Source organism: Anaerofilum hominis (genome assembly GCF_014287275.1).
Lineage (GTDB): Bacteria > Bacillota > Clostridia > Oscillospirales > Ruminococcaceae > Pygmaiobacter > Pygmaiobacter hominis.
In genome coordinates, this window is sequence record NZ_JACONZ010000004.1 from 103,470 (window position 1) to 121,906 (window position 18,437).

An 18,437-nucleotide genomic window follows, 5' to 3' on the forward strand; every position below is an offset into this window, starting at 1 on the left:
GAAACAAAAAATAAAATGCTCCGGGGAAGTCCCGGAGCATTTCTGCTGTTTTGAAACTCAGCGGATATCCAAGACCCGCTGCACGGCCGTCTGCATTTCCGGCTGCCCGCGATAGGCCTCGATGATCTGACGCTCGGTAAAGCTCAGGTCGTCGGCGCCATAAGAGCCGTACCTGCCGTAGATGTCTGAAATGGAGATGCCCAGCACGCAGCAGATGCGGTACAGCACCTCAATGTCAATGGCGTTGGTGCCCTTTTCCCACGCGGAGATAGAGTTGTGCTTGACCCCGATGCTCTCTGCGAGCTGCCGCTGGGTGATCCCTTTCTTTTTGCGGTAATACAGCAGTTTTTCAGCGATTTCTTTTCGGACTTCTCCCATGGTGAATCCCCCCTCTTTCCGGCCTGGGACAACTTGGATCAGAAGAATTGCCGCAAAACGCCGGTATTCCCTGAACTCTGAATTCATGATATCATATGGAAATACCGGGTGCAACGACGCAGGCGTTAAGATTCCGTTAATCTTTAGAGATATTGTCATATTTAGAGGAAAACAGGGGGAAGAAGAGGTGAGCTTTACGAGAAGAGAGAACGCGCTGCGGCGCCCTGTACTGCGGTGGCTGCCGGCCTTTTTGTGGATGGGGGCCATCTTCGGCTTTTCCGCACAGAACGGCGAAGAATCTGCGGGGCTAAGCGAAGCGCTGGAGGCATTTCTTTTTCGCACCGGCGCGGCGGGCCCCTTTCAATTTGTGCTGCGCAAGGGTGCTCATTTCTGCGCTTATGCCCTGCTGGGCATGCTTTGCCTGCTGGGGGCAAGAGGCGTGGCGCGTCTGCAGGGACGCTGGTGGCGTGCCCCTGCGCTGGCGTGGGGGCTTGCGGCGCTTTATGCGGCGGCGGACGAGCTGCACCAGGCCTTTGTGCCCGGGCGGAGCGCCGAGCTGCGGGATGTGCTGCTGGACGCCTGCGGCGCGCTGAGCGGCATCCTGCTGGCCCTGCTGTTTTTACGGCTGAGCCGCAGACGGAGGGCGGGGAAGAACGCCCCGGACGCTCCTGCAGACGGCCCTGACGGGATGTGGCAGGAGGGAACGTGACTTCAGCGATCCTGCCCGCAGGCGTTTTCCCGGCGGCGGAAGCGGAACCTAAAAAATAGCCGCAGGCTATTTTTTTTGGCCATCCGCCCGGTTGCCGCGAAAGCGGCGAGGGCGGGGCCATTGAGATAAATTGTTTTTTAACATGAATAAATGTGACAGAACCAGATAAAAACAACAAAATAAAATATTGTATTCCTATTGACTTTAATATTGTTTATGATATACTTAATTTTATTAAAAATTATAAGAAAGGAGGGCTGAAAAATGGAAATTGATAAAATCCCTCAATGGATACTGACGTTGGAACAGGAGGACGCGACTTTTCTTAAAAACTTTGTTCTAAAGTCTGGTTCATTGAAAGAAATAGCAAGACTGTATGATGTTTCATATCCAACTGTTAGATTGCGATTGGATAAACTGATACAGAAAATAAATCTTAGCGACCAACAGGAAGATGAACCATTCCAAACTTTTATTAAAGGACTAGCTGTTGATGCTAGAATAGACCTAGAAACAGCAAAAATTATTATTGAAAAATATAAAAAAGAAAAGGAGAAGTGATTATGTTGTTCGTCAAATTTATAAGCACTTGTGGCCTAACACTATTTATATCAGGTATGCAGAAATATCTTAGCACAAGAAAAAATTGGTTGTCAGGAGCTATTGTTCCTATTTTGACCGTGGGCATTTTGGCTATACTATTTTCTTTTACAAAAGTACCTTTCTCTTTTGAAACACTTGCGCCATGTGCTGTTCTTATTGCTTTAGAGTTATTTATTTGGGTAGACGGACGATTTCAATACAAACGAATGGAAATAAGAAAAATGAAAGCAAAAGACATTGCTTAATAGAAATTAGCAAGGAGGGATAAAGATGTTTGATTTAGCTGTTGGTTTTGCTATCGCAGGAATTTTAATGATATGTGAATATTACATTTGTACTAGACTAAAAAATCCGTTATGGGGTGGAATTATTCCTGTATTGATATTGATAGGTACAATTTGGATTTTTGTTACAGGTAAAGTACCATTAGAATTAAAGACTGTTTTTCCGCTTATTATTTGCAATTCAATTTTCTTTGGCGAATGGGATAATGGAAGAAAGAAATATCTTGAACGCAAAAAGACTGAAATGGACAAGATGAAAGCAAAAGATATTTAATGGAGAGATAAATATGTCAGTTGAACAATGGGTATTTTGCCCTATATGCAAGAATAAAACAAGATTAAAAATCCGAATGGATACCGAATTAAAAAAATTTCCTTTATACTGTCCCAAATGTAAACAGGAAACACTGATCAATATTCAACAATTAAATATGTCAGTTATAAAAGAGCCAGACGCTAAGACGCAGAGCCAATAATTTTGAGTTTATAAAATCTCATAGATTATTGGCTTATTTTTTTGTTACTGACGTTGTACCTCATATAATAATGAGATATTAGTGCTTTGGCTCGCACAGACAATACATATTTTGTGCGGGCTTTTTTAGTTCCAGAAAAGTTTTTTTATGATTACACTACAAATAAAAAAAATAGCCGCTGTGCGGCTATTTTTCTTATCCGGTGATTTTACGGCGGCAGGGCTGGTCACCCAGGGACCTGCAAACAGCTGCACCGGCTGTGTTGAAAGACCGGCCGCTAGGGGAAAAGACAGCGCGGCGGCAGAGAGGGAGCCGTGCGCTCCCATGCCGGGCCCGCTGCCCCTGCGCCGTGGCTTTTTGTCACTCCGCCGCGGCGCCGCCCTCCTGCCCCAACGGGCAGATGACCTGCTTATAGAGCCGCAGATAAAGCACGATGCTGGCGGCCAGGGCGAAAAGTTCTGCGATGGGGAAAGCGAACCAGACTGCATTCAGCCCCACGCGGGAGAGCAGAAATGCGGCGGGCAGCAGGATGACCAACTGGCGCAGCACCGAGATGAGCAGGCTGTTGAACCCGTGCCCCAGAGCCTGAAAAGCGGTGGAGAACAGGATGCCGAGGGCGGCGGCGACAAAACAGGTGCTGATGGTGCGCAGCGCCGGCACCCCAATGGCGAGCATGGTCTCGGAGGCGTTGAAGATGGAGAGCAGCTGGGCGGGGACGGCCCAGAAGAGCACGGTGCCCGCGGCCATGATGCAGACGGCGATCGAGCAGCCCACCTTTACTGCGCTGGTGACGCGGTGGCGCTGCCGGGCGCCGTAGTTGTAGCCGATGACCGGCATAACGCCCTGGTTGAGGCCGAATACCGGCATAAATACAAAGGACTGCAGCTTGAAATAGACCCCGAAAAAGGCGACTGCCGTTTCGGTAAAGCGGATCAGGATGGCGTTCATGCCCACCGTCATCAGCGAGCCGATGGACTGCATGACAATGGAGGGGAATCCGACCGCATAGATGTCCCGCACGATGCCGCCGTGGAATTTGAAACGGCGCAGGTCGATCCGCAGCACTTTTTCACGGAAAGCCAGCACAAAGAACAGGAAGAACATTGCCAGGATCTGCCCCAGCACTGTGGCGATGGCCGCGCCCGCGACCCCCATTTTGGGCACGCCCCCCAGCCCGAAAATGAAAACCGGGTCCAGGATGATATTGGTCACCGCGCCCAGCATCTGGGAGATCATGGGGTAGATCATATTGCCGGTGGCCTGCAGCGTCTTTTCGATACAGCCCTCCATGCAGATGCCGAGCGAGGCCGCGCAGACGATGGACATATACTGTACGCCCATCTCCACCACAGCGGCGTTGGCGGTGAACGCCGAGATGAAAGGCCGCGAGGCGAACAGGCCGATGACGGCAAAAAGCAGCCAGTTAAAGACCGCCAGCAGCAGGCCGTGGGCCGCCGCCGCGCGCGCGTCGTCCAGCCGCCCCTCGCCCAGGCGCCGGCTGATCAGGGAGTTGAGGCCCACGCCGGTGCCGATGGCTACTGCGATCAGCAGGTTCTGCACCGGGAACACCAGCGATACGGCGGTGAGCGCATCCTCGCTGACTTTGGCCACAAAATAGCTGTCGACGATGTTATACAGCGCCTGTACCAGCATGGACATCATCGCCGGCAGCGCCATGCTCATGACCAGCGGAAACATCGGCTTGGTCCCCATGGGGTTCAGCTTTGCATTCTCCAAAAAAAACACTCCATTCGTCAAAATAGTGCTAACTTATCTATTCTACATGGTATTAAAAAAAGTTGCAAGAGAAAGTAAAGAAAAGAGTATGATTTTGTCCCCGAACCATTTACAAAGCGGCGAAAGCGCACTATAATAAAAATCGTTTTGAATACAGGGGGAACGAGTCCCCGGCTGGTGGGAGGAAAAGGGATGGCGATCCACAGCATGACGCAGGGGCCGATTCCGCGGCAGCTGCTGCGCTTTTCGGTGCCGATGATCCTGGGCAATCTGTTCCAGCTCACTTACAATGCGGTGGACACGGTGATCGTGGGCCATTGCGTGGGCAAAAATGCTGTGGCTGCGGTGGGCACGGCCAACCCCATCATGAATGTGGTGATCTTTTTTATCGGCGGGATCTGCATGGGGGCTTCGGTGCTGATGAGCGAGTATTACGGCGCGCAGGATCTGCGGCGGCTCAAGCGGGAAGTCAGCACCACGCTGCTGTCCGGCGGACTGTTTGCTCTGGTGATGTCCGCGGTATGCGCGCTGCTGGCGCGTCCGGTGCTGCTGCTGATCCGCACCCCGGCGGAGATCATCGACGAGGCGTCCGGCTACCTGCACATCATTTTTGCGGGACTGCTGTTCACCTATCTGTACAATTTTTACTCCAACACGCTGCGCAGTATCGGGGACAGCCGCACGCCGCTGCTGTTCCTGATTTTGTCCAGCGCGTTGAACATCGGCCTTGATCTGGCCCTGGTGGCAGGGTTGGGGCTGGGGGTGCGCGGTGCGGCGGTGGCCACCGTGATCTCGCAGGGGGTCTCCGGCGTGCTCTGCATCCTCTATATCCGGCTGCGCATCCCGCTGCTGCGTTTTGGCCGCGGCGAGCTGGTGATCGACCCGTCTATGCTGGCCCGCACCCTGAACTACAGCTGGGTGACGGCGCTGCAGCAGACCTGCATCTACATCGGCAAGCTGGCTGTGCAGGGGGCCGTCAACCCGCTGGGGGTGGACAGCATCGCCGCATTCAACGCGGTGGCCCGGGTGGACGACTTTGCCATCACCCCGATGCAGAGCATCGGCAGTGCGTTGACGACCTTTACGGCGCAGAACCACGGCGCCCACAACGAGGGACGCATCCATAAGGGCCTTGCCGCCGGCGCGGCGATCGGGACCGCCTACTGGGCTGTCATCTGTGCGCCCATCTATTTTGGCGCAGGCTTTGTCATGCAGCTTTTTGTGCCCACCGGCGGCGAAGCCGTTCTGGCCCTTGGGGCCGTTTATCTGCACCGGATGGCGTTTTTCTATCTCTTCACCGCGTGGACCAATTCCCTGCAGGGCTATTTCCGCGGCCGCGGTCTGCTGACGGCCACGCTGGTCAGCAGCCTGCTGCAGATCGGCATCCGGGTGGTCTGCTCTTACTGGCTGGCCCCAGCGGCGGGCATCGGCGGCATTGCGCTTGCCTGCGGCATCGGCTGGACGGTCATGATGATCTATGAGCTCCCGCTCTATCTGCGCGACCGGGCAAAAAGAAAGTTGGAAGAGCAGGAGATATAAGCGTTTTTCTGATCGGGAAGACACGGCGGGACGGGCCGCGTTTTCCCGATTTTTTCTGGGGGAGGGAAAACGGTCCTCGTCCCTGCGGCCGTCACCGGCCCGCGGAAAACGCATTCGGCCGGCCGCTCTGTTTGGCCCGCACTGCGCCGGCAGGCGTGCAGGCTGCATCCGGCCGCGGTTTTTGCAGGAGAGAAGATCGGTCGCCCGGGATCGCCGCACTTTTTTCGCCGCCGCCGCATAGACTGGAGACAATGCGGGGGTGGCACGGCATGGAGCAGAGGGATTCAGAGCGTTTGACAATGCGGGTATCGGGCTGGAGCATCGCGATCAACCTTGCGCTTTCGATATTCAAATTTTTTGCCGGGGCCGCGGCGCATTCGGAGGCCATGATGTCGGACGCCGCGCACTCGGCCTCCGACGTTCTCAGCACCCTGGCGGTGATGGTGGGCGTAAAGCTGGCGCATCGGGCGCCGGACGCCACCCATCCTTACGGGCATGAGCGGTTCGAATGTGTGGCGTCGCTGTTGCTGGCTGCCGCGCTGGCCCTCACGGGGCTGGGGATCGGCGCTTCTGCGCTGCAGCGGGTCTGGGGGCCGCAGGCGGCCCTGCCGGTCCCGGGAAGGCTGGCCCTGGCGGCGGCGCTGCTCTCGATCGCGGTAAAAGAGGGGATGTACCGTGTCACCCGCGCAGCGGCTCAAAAAAACGGCTCCAGCGCCTTGATGGCGGACGCCTGGCATCATCGGTCGGACGCGCTTTCCTCTGTGGGCAGCTTTGCGGGCATTTTGGGCGCGCGGCTGGGCGCGCCGGTGCTGGACCCCCTGGCGGGCGTGCTCATCTGCGGGCTGATCGTCAAAGCGGCGGTGGAGGTGTTCCGGGATGCGGTCGGCCGCATGACCGACCGTGCTTGTCCGCAGGAGGAACAGCAGAAAATGCGGGACGCGGTGGGGGCCCAGCCCGGCGTGCTGGGCGTCGACCGGCTGACGACCCGCCTGTTCGGCGACCGGGTGTATGTGGACGTGGAGATCCGGGCGGACGCATACGCGCCGCTTGCAGAGGCCCACGCCGTGGCGCAGCGCGTCCACGACCGGGTGGAGACGAGATTCCCGCAGGTGAAACACTGCATGGTGCACGTCAACCCGGAGCCGGGCCGCACAGACCTGGAAGAAAAAACATAACCCGATTTTTTGCCCCATATCCTTTATGGATGGGGGCGGGCACAGCCCCCGATTGAACCGGGGGTGTTTTTTTATGTTCGGGACCTTTCTCAGCTTTATCGCCGGTCACATGCTTTATTTTTGGCTGCATCTGGAGAGCAGCAGTTTTCCGCGCCCGTTATCCTCCAAAGAAGAGGCGGAATGTCTGGCCGCGCTGGGGCGGGGGGATATGGAGGCCCGGGACAGGCTGATCCGCCACAACCTGCGGCTGGTCGCCCATGTGGTGAAAAAATATTATCCCGGCAGCGCGGATACCGACGACCTGATCAGCATCGGCACCATCGGTTTGATCAAGGCGGTGGCGAGCTTTGACAGCACAAAAAAGGCGCGCTTTTCCACCTATGCGGCCAAGTGCATTGAAAACGAAATATTGATGTATTTCCGTGCGGATAAAAAAAACCGCGGCACCCTGTACATCAACGAGCCTCTGGAAGCGGACGGCGGCGAGGGGGCGCTGACCTTGAACGACGTGCTGGCGGACAGTTTTTTTGTGGATGAGGACTATGAGCAAAAGGCCGATGCGGAGCGTTTGCGCGGATATGTGGACACCATCCTGGACGGCCGGGAGCGGCAGATCGTGCGGTTGAGATACGGGTTTGCCGGCGGCGATCCTCTCAGTCAGCAGCAGGTGGCGGATATCCTGGGCATTTCCCGCAGCTATGTGAGCAGGTTGGAAAAGAAAGCCGTGGAGCAGCTGAAGGCAGCCATGGAAAAAGAATAGTCCCAGTACGGGAGCGGGAAAGAACGGTTTTTTTCGGGCAGCTCGATTTTTATAAAAAAGCTTTTTGATATATGGAAAGACATTCCATTTTTGTGTGGATCCAGATATAATAGATAAAGGGAAAGAGCTGTTCCGGATAGCTCTCTTTATACAAAAGGCGGGACGCGCTGTGGGCAGGTGCGAAAGAAGAGCTCTCATAAAATGGCTGTGAGGTTCGCACCGGAAAAAAGACCTTTTTTATGGTTCGAAGAATTGAAAACAAGGAGAGGAAAAGAAAAAACGACGATTTATGAGTGAACCTATACAAAGCTAAAGGCGATTTATTGTAAAAGTTCGCCGTCGCCGTCCGCAAGGACGGCGTGGATTGAAACAGACCATTGACAACTGCATTGTGCTGGACTGGCAGTCGCCGTCCGCAAGGACGGCGTGGATTGAAACATAAATACATAATATCCCCCGCCGGTGCCTTGTGTGTCGCCGTCCGCAAGGACGGCGTGGATTGAAACTTTTTTTGGCCTGCCGGGGCGCTTTGCAGGGCATGTCGCCGTCCGCAAGGACGGCGTGGATTGAAACACCCACACGGTTGCCGATGGATGCCCGCCCGACAGTCGCCGTCCGCAAGGACGGCGTGGATTGAAACCCCGCGCAGTCGAAATACAAAATCTGGTAGGTTGTCGCCGTCCGCAAGGACGGCGAGGATTGAAACACATGCAAGAAAAAAAGACCGCCTTGCGGCGGTGTCGCCGTCCGCAAGGACGGCGAGGATTGAAACCTCCCGGGTATAGAACTCTTTTCCCGCGCTGCCTGTCGCCGTCCGCAAGGACGGCGAGGATTGAAACTATGGGGAGTACGAGGCCTCCGTGGGCGTGGACGGGTCGCCATCCGCAAGGACGGCGAGGATTGAAACTGGGACACGGCAGCCTCCATGCTGCTTCTGGCTCTGTCGCCGTCCGCAAGGACGGCGTGGATTGAAACTTGGCAGATGCAAATAATATGCCAAGCAAGACGCGTCGCCGTCCCCAAGGGACGGCATAAATTACGCGATCGGCAGAAAGCCGATACGCGGGGCGGCGCCGTGGCTGGCGCCGAAGAGGGCGCGGCCGATGCTCTTTCCCAAAAACGAAACACAAAAAGCACAAAAAGGGACAGGGGAGATACATTTCCTCTGTCCCTTTTTGTGTGGAGGCAAAAACGATCCCCTTTTTGAATCGAAAAACAAAAAATACCAAAAAAATCATAAAAACAATAAAAATAATGGACTTTTTGACGATAAAAACCTATAATAAAAGAAACAAAATGGAAAAAAGAGGATATTATGGACCGCTATTTGGCGCACCGCACAGAAGATGGGCGGCAGCAGGAACTGATCGATCATTTGCAGGGGACTGCCCGGCTGGCAGCCCTGTTTGCGCAAAAGTTCGGGGCCGAAGAACTGGCCTGGCAGATCGGCATGGCGCATGATATCGGCAAGTATTCTCATGCATTTCAGGCTCATTTGTGTGAAAACGGCCTTTCCCCGGATCACGCCACCGCCGGCGGTATTGAGATCGGCCAGCTTAACGGCGTACCGGCTGCCTTTTGCGTTATGGGACATCACGGCGGCCTGCCAGACGGCGGCACTTCGGTCGATGGCCGCGACAGCGGCACCCTGATGGGGCGCAGAAAAAAGAGACTGGAGGACTATCAGGCTTTCCGGCAGGAGGTAGAGCTGAAAAGGGCGTCCCCCAAATTGCCGACTCTGTTGGGGCAGGGGCGGTTTACAGCTTCTTTTTGGACGCGGATGCTTTTTTCCTGTCTCGTGGACGCGGATTTTCTGGATACCGAGCGGTTTATGCGGGGGACGCCCGCCGCCCGCGGGCAGGGGGAAAGGATAGAAGCGCTCTGCGCAAAGCTGGATGGATTTGTGGCCCATTGGTGGGACCCGGACCGCCCGATCGATCAAAAGCGCTGCAGCATCCTGCGGGAATGCATGCAAAAGGGAGAACGCCAGGCGCCGGGACTTTTCTCCCTCACAGTCCCCACAGGGGGCGGAAAAACGGTGAGTTCTCTGGCGTTCGGCTTATACCATGCCCGGGCGCAGAGGTTGGAGAGGGTCATCTATGTCGCCCCTTATTGCTCTATCATCGAGCAGACGGCAGAAAAATTCCGCGAGATATTGGGCCCGGAAAATGTGCTGGAACACCACGCCAATGTGGACCTGAGCGACGACCCGGTCAAAAAACTGGCCGCTGAAAACTGGGATATGCCGGTCGTCGTCACCACCGCCGTTCAATTTTTTGAATCTCTTTTTGCAAATAAAACTTCCCGCTGCCGCAAGCTGCACAATATCGCCGGCAGCGTGATCATTTTTGACGAGGCGCAGACGCTGCCCCTGTCCTATCTGGAGCCTTGCCTGCGGGCGATCGCGGAATTGACGGTCAATTATGGCTCCAGCTGTGTGCTGTGTACGGCTACTCAGCCGGCACTGGGACCTTTGCTGCGGCAGATCTCCCCATTGCTGCGCTGCCGGGAGATCTGTTCGGGGGGCGATGAACTGTATCAGTTTTTCCGCCGCGTGCGTTTTGTGCGGGTGGGGCCCCTGACCGATGAGGAATTGGCAAAGAGGCTGAACGCGGAAAAGCAGGCGCTTTGTATCGTTGGGACGAGAAAGCAGGCGCAGGCGGTGTACCATCTGCTGCGCGGGGAGGGAAATTTCCATCTTTCCACCCTGATGACGCCCAGCCACAGAAGCGCGGTGCTGGAAGAGATAAGGGCGCGCCTGAAAGATGGCGCACCCTGCACGGTGGTGGCGACCAGCCTCATCGAGGCGGGGGTGGACGTGGACTTTCCCGCTGTTTACCGCAGTATGGCCGGGCTGGATTCCATGATCCAGGCGGCGGGGCGGTGCAACCGGGAGGGGAGGCGCGCCCTTGAGCAAAGCCGGGTCTGGCTTTTTGAGCCCGAAGACCGCTATACCGCGCACCTGCCGCACAGCATGCTGCGGCCCCTTGCGGCGGCCCGGGGCGTGATGGAGCGCTGGGAACAGATCGATGCGCCGGAAGCGGTAGAGGCGTATTTTGCCGAACTTTACCGGCTGAGCGGCCCGGAGCTGGACGCAAAGCAGATCGTGCCGATGCTGGAGAAAAGAGGGGACGGGCTTTATCCTTTCCGCACCGTGGCGGAAAACTTTCACCTGATCGACCAGGATACCCGGCAGGTGCTGATCCCTGTCGGGGAAGAGGCGCAGGCGCTGGCGGCAAGGCTGCGGTCCGGCGAGCGCAGCAGGGAACTGCTGCGCCGGGCGGGACGGCATATGGTGAATGTGTATCCGGACCATTTCAAGGCCCTGTTCTGTTTGGAGTTCCTGGAAGAAAATCTGGCAGTGCTGACGGATCTGAGCTGGTATGACCGCGATACGGGTTTGAAAATCTCAGCGGACACGGGCGTCGGCATCTTTATCTGACGCCGGGCCGGGCGGTTTTGTTTTGCAAAAAGAGGACAGCCCCGCCGGCAGCGGAGCCATGCGGCTGCGCAGAGTGCATAAAAGCGCTGCCGCGGCCGCTGTTTTTTTCCTCTGTGTCCACGGAAAACGCTTTTTTAGCGGGCCGGTCTCCCGGCCGGGGGGCAAGCGCCGCCGGACTCTCTCCGGCAGCGCAGCGCTTTCCGGCTTTGGAGGGCGCTGTTTCCAACGCCGGATAGGGGCGCGTTTTCAGCAGCTCGTCCCCGGTACGCCACAGAAAGAGAAAGCGCATGGGAGGTGAAAGATGGCAGTGAAAGGGGGCGGGCCGGGCGTTCAGCAGTCCGCCGGCCCTGCGGCAGAGAAGAAAAACAAAAAACGAGGTGAAAAAGTATGAGCTATGGCGTCCAGGTGGAAGTATGGGGCCCTTACGCCCTTTTCAGCCGCCCGGAACTGAAAGCGGAAAGGGTGAGTTACGATGTCATCACACCCTCGGCAGCCAGGGGGCTGATCGAGGCGATTTTCTGGCACCCCGGGCTCCGATACTGCATAGATGCCATCCATGTGTTGAAGCCGGTCCGGTTCACCAGCATCCGCCGCAATGAGGTCAAAAGCAAGGCGTCCGCAAAGGATGCTCTTTCGGCGATGCGGGGCGGGGACAAGCCGCTGGGCATTGTGGCGCCGCAGGATATCCTTCAGCGCGCCGCGATGGTACTGACGGATGTGCACTATGTGCTGGACGCGCATTTTGAGATGACCGAGCGGGCTGCGCCGTCCGACAACCCGGGCAAGTTCAAGGATATTCTGACAAGGCGGCTGGAAAAAGGGCAGTGCTATCATACGCCGTGTTTCGGCTGCCGGGAATTTCCCGCCAGCTTCCGCGCCTGGCAGGGCGGGCGGATCCCCGTGCCGGAGGGCTGCGAGGGCAGGCGCGATCTGGGCCTGATGCTGTATGACATGGACTACTCCAACCCCAGGGACATCCAGCCCCTGTTTTTTCGCGCAGTGATGGAGGAGGGGACGATCCGGGTCGCGGGTGAGGAGGTGTACCGATGATCCTGCAGGCTTTGGAAAATTACTATCAGGTGCTTGCCGCGCGCGGCGAGATCGCCCTGGCGGGCTGGGGGATAGCCGGGGTATCGTTTGCACTGGCGCTCGCACCGGACGGCGCCCTGCTGGGGGTCCAGCCACTCAAGATCACGTCCCTGGATGGAAAAAAGGAGGTACCGCGCCCGCTGCGGGTCCCTGAGCAGGTAAAACGGTCCTCCGGCGTGGCGGCCAATTTTCTGTGCGACAACAGTTCTTATCTGCTGGGGGCCGACGAAAAGGGAAAACCGGCGCGCACCCTGCAATGCTTTGCGGCGGCGCAGGCCCTCCACCACACCGTTCTCGACGGGGTGGACAGCCCCGCCGCAAGGGCGATCCTGGGTTATTTCGACAGCTGGGACCCGCAGACGGCGCTGAGCCATCCCGCCGTGGCGCCCCTGGCCGATCAGCTGATGGCAGGGGCAAATCTGATCTTTTCGGTGGACGGCGTCTGGGCGCAGGAGGACGCCCGCGTCCGCGCAGCCTGGGACGCCTTCAGATCAGGACATGCGGCGGGCAGGGAGATGGTCTGCCTTGTGACGGGCAAACGCGCGCCGGCCGCGCGGCTGCACGCTTCCATCAAAAAGGTGCACGGCGCACAGGCCACAGGGGCTTCCCTTGTCTCTTTCAACGCGCCCGCGCTGGAATCTTTCGGCAAAGAGCAGGCGGACGACACGGGCCAGGGCTGCAATGCCCCTGTCAGCGAGAGCGCTGCCTTTGCCTACACCACCGCGTTGAATCACCTGCTGGCGGACCGCGATCATGTCCAGCGGATCGGGGACACCACCGTCGTCTTTTGGGCAAAAGACGGCGAGCCTGCCTATCAGGACGTATTCGGCGCATCTGTTTTCGGGACGGCGGGCAGCCGGATAACGGAAGAGGATCTGAAGAGCATCTTCAAAAATCTGGCCGGGGGGAATGCAGTGGATTTTGAGGGCATCCCCCTTGACCCGGAAAACCATTTTTATGTGTTGGGGCTTGCACCCAACGCGGCGCGTTTGTCGGTGCGCTTTTTTCTTCAGGACGAGTTTGGAAAGCTGCTGAAGCATGTGGAGGCGCATTATGAGCGGTTGCAGATCGTAAAGCCCGCGTATGAAAAATTTGAGTCGCTGCCGCTCTGGCGGCTGCTGAATGAAACCGTGAATCAGAAAGCCTCTAAAAAAGAAGCCTCGCCGCCCATGGCTGCCGCCGTCACCCGGGCGATCCTGACCGGCGGCGATTACCCTGCCTCGCTGTTGGAGGCCGTTTTGATCCGCATCCGGGCGGAACGGGAGATCACCTACGGCCGGGCGGCGATCCTGAAAGCCTATTTTTTAAAAAATCGCAGCGTTTCGCTGCCGGAGGAGGTCACACTGGTGAGACTGAACGAAGCGTGCAATTATGTCCCTTATCTGCTGGGACGGCTGTTTTCCGTGTATGAAGCCATCCAGCAGGAGGCAAGCCCCGGCATCAATGCCACGATCAAGGACAAGTATTTCAACAGTGCGGCCGCGATGCCCGCCACGGTGTTTCCCGTCCTGATCGGCCTGGCCGACAAGCATCTCAAAAAGATGGAAAAAGGAAAGCGCATCTATTGGGACCGGGTCCTTACCGGGCTGTGGAGCCGTTTTGAGGAGGATCTTCCGGCGCGGCTTGAGGTCAAGGACCAGGGAACGTTCTATCTGGGATACTACTATCAGACACAGCAGCGCTATACAAAAAAGGAAAACAGGGAGGACAGAGAAAATGGCTGAAGCGATCAAAAACAGATATGAATTTGTGGTGCTGTTTGATGTGGAAAATGGCAACCCCAACGGGGACCCTGACGCGGGCAATATGCCGCGTCTTGACCCGGAGACCGGCTATGGCATCGTCACCGACGTGTGCCTGAAACGCAAAATACGCAACTATGTGGAGACCGTCAAGGAGGGGGAACCGGGATACCGCATCTATATCAAGGACGGTGTGCCCCTTAACCGCAGCGACGCGGAAGCCTATGCTTATCTGGGCACGGACGACAAAAAGGTAAAAGAAGACAAGAAAAAAGACCCGCAGCTGGATCGCAAGATCCGCGATTTTATGTGCTGTAATTTTTATGATATCCGCACTTTTGGCGCGGTGATGACCACCTTTGTCAAAGCCGCCCTCAACTGCGGGCAGGTCAGAGGGCCGGTGCAGCTGGGTTTTGCCCGCTCGATTGACCCGCTGATCCCGCAGGAGATCACCATCACCCGCGTGGCCATCACCACAGAGGCGGATGCGGAGAAAAAGGGGACCGAGATGGGCCGCAAATATATCATCCCCTATGGCCTTTACCGGGCAGAGGGCTTTGTCTCGGCCAATCTGGCGCGCAAGACCACCGGCTTTTCCGAAGAGGACCTGGCGCTTTTGTGGCAGGCCATCATCAATATGTTTGAAAACGATCACTCCGCAGCCCGGGGAAAAATGGCGGTGCGGGAGCTGATCGTCTTTAAGCATGACAGCGAACTGGGGAACGCGCCGTCCTACCGGCTCTTTGAAACAGTAAAAGTGACGCGCAGAGAAGAGGTGGCGGCTGCGCGCAGTTATCAGGACTATGAGGTCACCGTGGACACGCAGGCGCTGCCGGAAGGCGTGTGCTGCACCCGAATGATTTGAAGATGGATGACAGTGATTTTTTGATGCTCTCCGAGCTGCAGCATTTTTGCTTTTGCCGGCGGCAGTGGGCGCTGATCCATATTGAGCAGCAGTGGGCGGAAAATCTGCGCACAGTGGACGGACAACTTTTCCACCGGCGCGCTCACGATGAACAGCAGACAGAGCGGCGCGGGGACCTGTTGATCACACGGGGGCTGCGGGTCGTCTCTCACCGGCTGGGCGTTGCCGGCATCTGCGACGTGGTGGAGTTCCGCCGCGCCGAACCCGGCATCACTCTGTTTGGACAGGAGGGCAGATGGCAGCCCTATCCTGTAGAGTATAAAAAAGGGGAACCCAACGCTTTTGGCGCCGACGAACTGCAGCTCTGCGGCCAGGCGCTCTGCCTGGAAGAGATGCTGGCCTGTGAGATACCGGAGGGCAGCCTGTTTTACGGCGAGACACGGCGCAGAAAGCGGGTGCTCTTTGAGCCTGCGCTGCGGGAAAGGGTGGAGGGCATGCTGGGCGAGATGCGCGCTTTGTACGCGCGGGGGCACACGCCGCAGGCAAAACCGTCCCGCTCCTGCAATGCCTGTTCCCTGAAAGAGATCTGTCTGCCCCGGCTGCAGAAAGCGCCCTCCGCATCCCGATATCTGAAAGCCCATCTGGAGGAAGAGACATGAGAAAATTGCTCAATACCCTGTTTGTGCTCTCAGAGGACAGTTATCTGGCGCTGGAGGGAGAAACGGTCATCATCCTTGCGGAGGAGCAAAAACGCGGGCAGTTTCCGCTGCACACATTAGAGGGCATCCTCAGCTTTTCTTATAAGGGGGCAAGTCCCGCGTTGATGGGGGCCTGCGCGGCGCGCGGTGTGGACCTGTGCTTTTTTACGCCGCGCGGCCGCTTTCTGGCGCGCTGTTGTGGGGAAGAGCGCGGCAATGTGCTGCTGCGCCGGACACAGTATCGGGCGGCCGACGACGAGAGGCAAAGCTGCATTGCCGCGCGCAGCTTTATTTTTGGCAAGGTGTACAACGGGCGCTGGTGCCTGGAGCGCACGGCGCGGGACCACAGTATGCAGGTGGATGCAGGGGCCCTCAAAAGTGCCTCCCGCCAAATGGCGCAGCTGCTGCCTCGCATTTTGGAAACAGAGGACCCCGGTGAGCTGAGGGGGCTGGAGGGACAGGCCGCCACGGCCTATTTCAGCGTGTTCGATGAGATGATCTTAAACCAAAAAGAGGACTTCTTTTTTGCCGGGCGCAGCCGGCGGCCGCCCATGGACAACATGAATGCGCTGTTGTCCTTTGCCTACACGCTGCTTGCATCCGACTGCGCGGCGGCGCTGGAGGGCGTCGGCCTGGATCCTTATGTGGGCTTTTTGCACCGGGACCGTCCCGGCCGGGCGTCGCTTGCCCTCGATCTGATGGAGGAGCTGCGGAGCGCGGCGGCGGATCGCTTTGCCATCACGCTGGTCAACAACCGGGTAGTAAACGAGACCCATTTTCAAAAGAGAGAAAATGGGGCGGTGCTGCTGAATGACGATGGGCGCCGTGCATTTTTGACGGCTTGGCAGAACCGCAAAAGAGAGGAGATCACCCACCCCTATCTAAAAGAAAAGATCCCCTGGGGGCTGGTGCCCTATCTGCAGGCATTGCTGCTGGCACGGTATCTGCGCGGAGACCTGGACGCGTATCCCCCCTTTTTGTGGAAATGAGGTGAAGCGATGTGCTGGTGCTCATAACCTATGACGTCAACACCGAAGATGCACAGGGGAAAAGACGGCTGCGCCGGGTGGCGAGAAAATGCGTAGACCACGGGCAGCGTGTGCAGAATTCAGTATTTGAATGCCTGCTCGACGCTTCACAGTGCAAACTGCTGCAGGCGCAGTTGCTCGAGATCATTGACTGCGAAAAGGACAGCCTGAGGTTCTACTATCTGGGCAACAGTTATGCGGCAAAGGTGGAGCATTTCGGGGTCCGTCCAGGATATGAGCCGGAGGGCATCTTGATGATCTAGTGCGAAAGGGAAGCACTCATGGATTTCCGGGGAGGTTCGCACCGGAAAAAGCTTTTGTTTGAAAGGTGATGGTAAAAAAAGAGGCTGTTTTTTTATGTGAAATGCTGAATTATCAAAAGATTTAAGGGAATGTGCACAAAAACAAGAAAGAAAAAATGTGCATATTCGCAGTCGCCGCTCGCAAGAGCGGCGTGGATTGAAACGCGCAGGGCACCCTTATGTGGCGAGTGCGCACAGTCGCCGCTCGCAAGAGCGGCGTGGATTGAAACAGCGGGCTCACAATAGGCCATGCCGCACCACCTTGTCGCCGCTCGCAAGAGCGGCGTGGATTGAAACCTCAAAAAGCTCCATCTGTCGGAGCAGGTCACCCGTCGCCGCTCGCAAGAGCGGCGTGGATTGAAACGTGGGGCGGTCTGCTGATCGTCTGCATTGGGATGGTCGCCGCTCGCAAGAGCGGCGTGGATTGAAACGATTTCGCGCTGGACTACCGCGTCGCCCGCTCGGGTCGCCGCTCGCAAGAGCGGCGTGGATTGAAACGATGCTGTAAGGTGTAGAGAAAAAAGGATAAATGGTCGCCGCTCGCAAGAGCGGCGTGGATTGAAACCTCGCTCAGCCCGATCCCCATCGCGGCTTCCAGCGCGTCGCCGCTCGCAAGAGCGGCGTGGATTGAAACCTGTCACCGGCGTTTTCCCGGTTTGGGCGGGCAGCGTCGCCGCTCGCAAGAGCGGCGTGGATTGAAACTCTGGGTGGATGGAGCGGACACTTCGGGGCCGTAGTCGCCGCTCGCAAGAGCGGCGTGGATTGAAACTAGGGCTATCATACCACACTGCCTGTGAGCCTGTTGTCGCCGCTCGCAAGAGCGGCGTGGATTGAAACCCCCGACAACCAGGACTTTACGCCCGTCTCGGCGGAGTCGCCGCTCGCAAGAGCGGCGTGGATTGAAACCCGGACACATTCAGCGCATTTCGCGCACTTGACGTCGCCGCTCGCAAGAGCGGCGTGGATTGAAACTGGCCTCCACGTGCAGCCTGTAGATACAGGATTTAAGGTCGCCGCTCGCAAGAGCGGCGTGGATTGAAACGAGCTTTCAGCCACGCGCAACATAAACTTAAACAGGTCGCCGCTCGCAAGAGCGGCGTGGATTGAAACGATGCTCAGAGAATCTGCACAATGGTGCACGGTGGTCGCCGCTCGCAAGAGCGGCGTGGATTGAAACAGGTCATCGGCTCACCTCGCTTTCGGTTTGCCGTGTCGCCGCTCGCAAGAGCGGCGTGGATTGAAACGACGCCATGGCGAGATAGGTCAGGTCATATGCTGGTCGCCGCTCGCAAGAGCGGCGTGGATTGAAACTTGGAATACGGAACGAATCGCTGGTGATCGTAAAGTCGCCGCTCGCAAGAGCGGCGTGGATTGAAACTGCGCGATCGAAACAAATGTATGCCGCATCTCATAGTCGCCGCTCGCAAGAGCGGCGTGGATTGAAACAACAGCACGGCGGTGGGGCGGGAAAAATCGGCGGGTCGCCGCTCGCAAGAGCGGCGCGGATTGAAACGTTTTGTGCTTTGAGCGATGTTGCCGGAGCAGCATGTCGACGCTCTTGCGAGCGGCGTGGGTTGAAATGCGCCCGGGTTGTCGTTTCCGTATCCTTC

General features: G+C 57.3%; 17 protein-coding genes and 2 CRISPR repeat arrays. Of the genes, 15 read left to right on the plus strand and 2 right to left on the minus strand.

Features of this window, described 5'->3' with window-relative positions; translation table 11 throughout:
• Positions 1-57 precede the first annotated feature (57 nt).
• Positions 58-378 carry a helix-turn-helix domain-containing protein gene (locus H8S23_RS11010; RefSeq protein WP_207721157.1) on the minus strand — a complete coding sequence of 107 codons (321 nt, stop codon included), beginning with the start codon at positions 376-378 and terminating at the stop codon, positions 58-60.
• Positions 379-565: 187 nt separating this feature from the next.
• Here H8S23_RS11010 and H8S23_RS11015 point away from each other — a divergent pair, with 187 nt between their 5' ends.
• The 5 genes from H8S23_RS11015 to H8S23_RS11035 all read left to right on the plus strand — a co-directional run bounded on the left by H8S23_RS11015 (position 566) and on the right by H8S23_RS11035 (position 2,450).
• The gene (locus H8S23_RS11015) at positions 566-1,087 is read left to right on the plus strand and encodes a VanZ family protein (protein ID WP_207721158.1); all 522 of its coding nucleotides are present in this window, start codon (positions 566-568) and stop codon (positions 1,085-1,087) included.
• Positions 1,088-1,351: 264 nt separating this feature from the next.
• Positions 1,352-1,648 carry a DUF2089 family protein gene (locus H8S23_RS11020; protein ID WP_186888398.1) on the plus strand — a complete coding sequence of 99 codons (297 nt, stop codon included), beginning with the start codon at positions 1,352-1,354 and terminating at the stop codon, positions 1,646-1,648.
• A 2-nt stretch (positions 1,649-1,650) separates the two neighbouring features.
• A complete protein-coding gene (locus tag H8S23_RS11025) occupies positions 1,651-1,935 on the plus strand; it encodes a hypothetical protein (protein ID WP_186888399.1) in 285 nt (94 codons plus the stop codon).
• A 25-nt stretch (positions 1,936-1,960) separates the two neighbouring features.
• The gene (locus H8S23_RS11030; protein WP_186888400.1) at positions 1,961-2,248 is read left to right on the plus strand and encodes a hypothetical protein; all 288 of its coding nucleotides are present in this window, start codon (positions 1,961-1,963) and stop codon (positions 2,246-2,248) included.
• 13 nt (positions 2,249-2,261) lie between these two features.
• On the plus strand, positions 2,262-2,450 hold the full coding sequence (locus H8S23_RS11035; RefSeq protein WP_186888401.1) for a cysteine-rich KTR domain-containing protein: 189 nt from the start codon (positions 2,262-2,264) through the stop codon (positions 2,448-2,450).
• Positions 2,451-2,810: 360 nt separating this feature from the next.
• Here H8S23_RS11035 and H8S23_RS11040 read toward each other — a convergent pair whose 3' ends face one another.
• Positions 2,811-4,187: an MATE family efflux transporter gene (locus tag H8S23_RS11040; RefSeq protein ID WP_243166002.1), complete on the minus strand. Its 1,377-nt coding sequence runs from the start codon at positions 4,185-4,187 to the stop codon at positions 2,811-2,813.
• Positions 4,188-4,379: 192 nt separating this feature from the next.
• Here H8S23_RS11040 and H8S23_RS11045 point away from each other — a divergent pair, with 192 nt between their 5' ends.
• From H8S23_RS11045 to cas2, 10 genes are all read left to right on the plus strand, one after another.
• Positions 4,380-5,726: an MATE family efflux transporter gene (locus tag H8S23_RS11045; protein ID WP_186888402.1), complete on the plus strand. Its 1,347-nt coding sequence runs from the start codon at positions 4,380-4,382 to the stop codon at positions 5,724-5,726.
• Between the two features lie 269 nt (positions 5,727-5,995).
• Entirely contained in the window at positions 5,996-6,901 is a 906-nt protein-coding gene (locus tag H8S23_RS11050; protein ID WP_186888403.1) for a cation diffusion facilitator family transporter, read from the plus strand.
• Between the two features lie 73 nt (positions 6,902-6,974).
• A complete protein-coding gene (locus H8S23_RS11055) occupies positions 6,975-7,661 on the plus strand; it encodes a sigma-70 family RNA polymerase sigma factor (protein ID WP_186888404.1) in 687 nt (228 codons plus the stop codon).
• 338 nt (positions 7,662-7,999) lie between these two features.
• Positions 8,000-8,636: direct repeats of the CRISPR family, unit length 33 nt; unit sequence GTCGCCGTCCGCAAGGACGGCGTGGATTGAAAC.
• Between the two features lie 340 nt (positions 8,637-8,976).
• Entirely contained in the window at positions 8,977-11,103 is a 2,127-nt protein-coding gene (gene cas3 / locus H8S23_RS11060; RefSeq protein WP_186888405.1) for a CRISPR-associated helicase Cas3', read from the plus strand.
• A 387-nt stretch (positions 11,104-11,490) separates the two neighbouring features.
• Complete coding sequence (gene cas5c / locus H8S23_RS11065) at positions 11,491-12,153, plus strand: type I-C CRISPR-associated protein Cas5c (protein ID WP_186888406.1); 663 nt, start codon at positions 11,491-11,493, stop codon at positions 12,151-12,153.
• The gene (gene cas8c / locus H8S23_RS11070; protein WP_186888407.1) at positions 12,150-13,916 is read left to right on the plus strand and encodes a type I-C CRISPR-associated protein Cas8c/Csd1; all 1,767 of its coding nucleotides are present in this window, start codon (positions 12,150-12,152) and stop codon (positions 13,914-13,916) included. The genes cas5c and cas8c overlap by 4 nt, the downstream gene beginning before the upstream one ends.
• A complete protein-coding gene (gene cas7c / locus H8S23_RS11075; protein WP_186888408.1) occupies positions 13,909-14,799 on the plus strand; it encodes a type I-C CRISPR-associated protein Cas7/Csd2 in 891 nt (296 codons plus the stop codon). Before cas8c ends, cas7c begins: the two co-directional genes overlap by 8 nt.
• A 2-nt stretch (positions 14,800-14,801) precedes the next feature.
• Positions 14,802-15,458, plus strand: coding sequence for a CRISPR-associated protein Cas4 (gene cas4, locus H8S23_RS11080; protein WP_423717623.1), 657 nt, complete (start codon positions 14,802-14,804; stop codon positions 15,456-15,458).
• On the plus strand, positions 15,455-16,486 hold the full coding sequence (gene cas1c / locus H8S23_RS11085; protein ID WP_186888409.1) for a type I-C CRISPR-associated endonuclease Cas1c: 1,032 nt from the start codon (positions 15,455-15,457) through the stop codon (positions 16,484-16,486). The genes cas4 and cas1c overlap by 4 nt, the downstream gene beginning before the upstream one ends.
• A gap of 11 nt (positions 16,487-16,497) precedes the next feature.
• Positions 16,498-16,788: a CRISPR-associated endonuclease Cas2 gene (gene cas2 / locus H8S23_RS11090; protein ID WP_186888410.1), complete on the plus strand. Its 291-nt coding sequence runs from the start codon at positions 16,498-16,500 to the stop codon at positions 16,786-16,788.
• Positions 16,789-16,958: 170 nt separating this feature from the next.
• Positions 16,959-18,340: direct repeats of the CRISPR family, unit length 33 nt; unit sequence GTCGCCGCTCGCAAGAGCGGCGTGGATTGAAAC.
• The last annotated feature ends 97 nt before the right edge of the window (positions 18,341-18,437 follow it).

What these genes read in the sequence shown, in the direction of transcription:
- cas3 (WP_186888405.1), top strand. Translation starts at nt 8,977, where the DNA reads ATGGACCGCTATTTGGCGCACCGCACAGAAGATGGGCGGCAGCAGGAA.
- cas5c (WP_186888406.1), top strand. Translation starts at nt 11,491, where the DNA reads ATGAGCTATGGCGTCCAGGTGGAAGTATGGGGCCCTTACGCCCTTTTC.
- cas4 (WP_423717623.1), top strand. Translation starts at nt 14,802, where the DNA reads ATGGATGACAGTGATTTTTTGATGCTCTCCGAGCTGCAGCATTTTTGC.
- cas8c (WP_186888407.1), top strand. Translation starts at nt 12,150, where the DNA reads ATGATCCTGCAGGCTTTGGAAAATTACTATCAGGTGCTTGCCGCGCGC.
- H8S23_RS11030 (WP_186888400.1), top strand. Translation starts at nt 1,961, where the DNA reads ATGTTTGATTTAGCTGTTGGTTTTGCTATCGCAGGAATTTTAATGATA.
- H8S23_RS11045 (WP_186888402.1), top strand. Translation starts at nt 4,380, where the DNA reads ATGGCGATCCACAGCATGACGCAGGGGCCGATTCCGCGGCAGCTGCTG.
- H8S23_RS11035 (WP_186888401.1), top strand. Translation starts at nt 2,262, where the DNA reads ATGTCAGTTGAACAATGGGTATTTTGCCCTATATGCAAGAATAAAACA.
- cas1c (WP_186888409.1), top strand. Translation starts at nt 15,455, where the DNA reads ATGAGAAAATTGCTCAATACCCTGTTTGTGCTCTCAGAGGACAGTTAT.
- H8S23_RS11025 (WP_186888399.1), top strand. Translation starts at nt 1,651, where the DNA reads ATGTTGTTCGTCAAATTTATAAGCACTTGTGGCCTAACACTATTTATA.
- H8S23_RS11010 (WP_207721157.1), bottom strand. Translation starts at nt 378, where the DNA reads ATGGGAGAAGTCCGAAAAGAAATCGCTGAAAAACTGCTGTATTACCGC.
- cas7c (WP_186888408.1), top strand. Translation starts at nt 13,909, where the DNA reads ATGGCTGAAGCGATCAAAAACAGATATGAATTTGTGGTGCTGTTTGAT.
- H8S23_RS11055 (WP_186888404.1), top strand. Translation starts at nt 6,975, where the DNA reads ATGTTCGGGACCTTTCTCAGCTTTATCGCCGGTCACATGCTTTATTTT.
- H8S23_RS11050 (WP_186888403.1), top strand. Translation starts at nt 5,996, where the DNA reads ATGGAGCAGAGGGATTCAGAGCGTTTGACAATGCGGGTATCGGGCTGG.
- H8S23_RS11020 (WP_186888398.1), top strand. Translation starts at nt 1,352, where the DNA reads ATGGAAATTGATAAAATCCCTCAATGGATACTGACGTTGGAACAGGAG.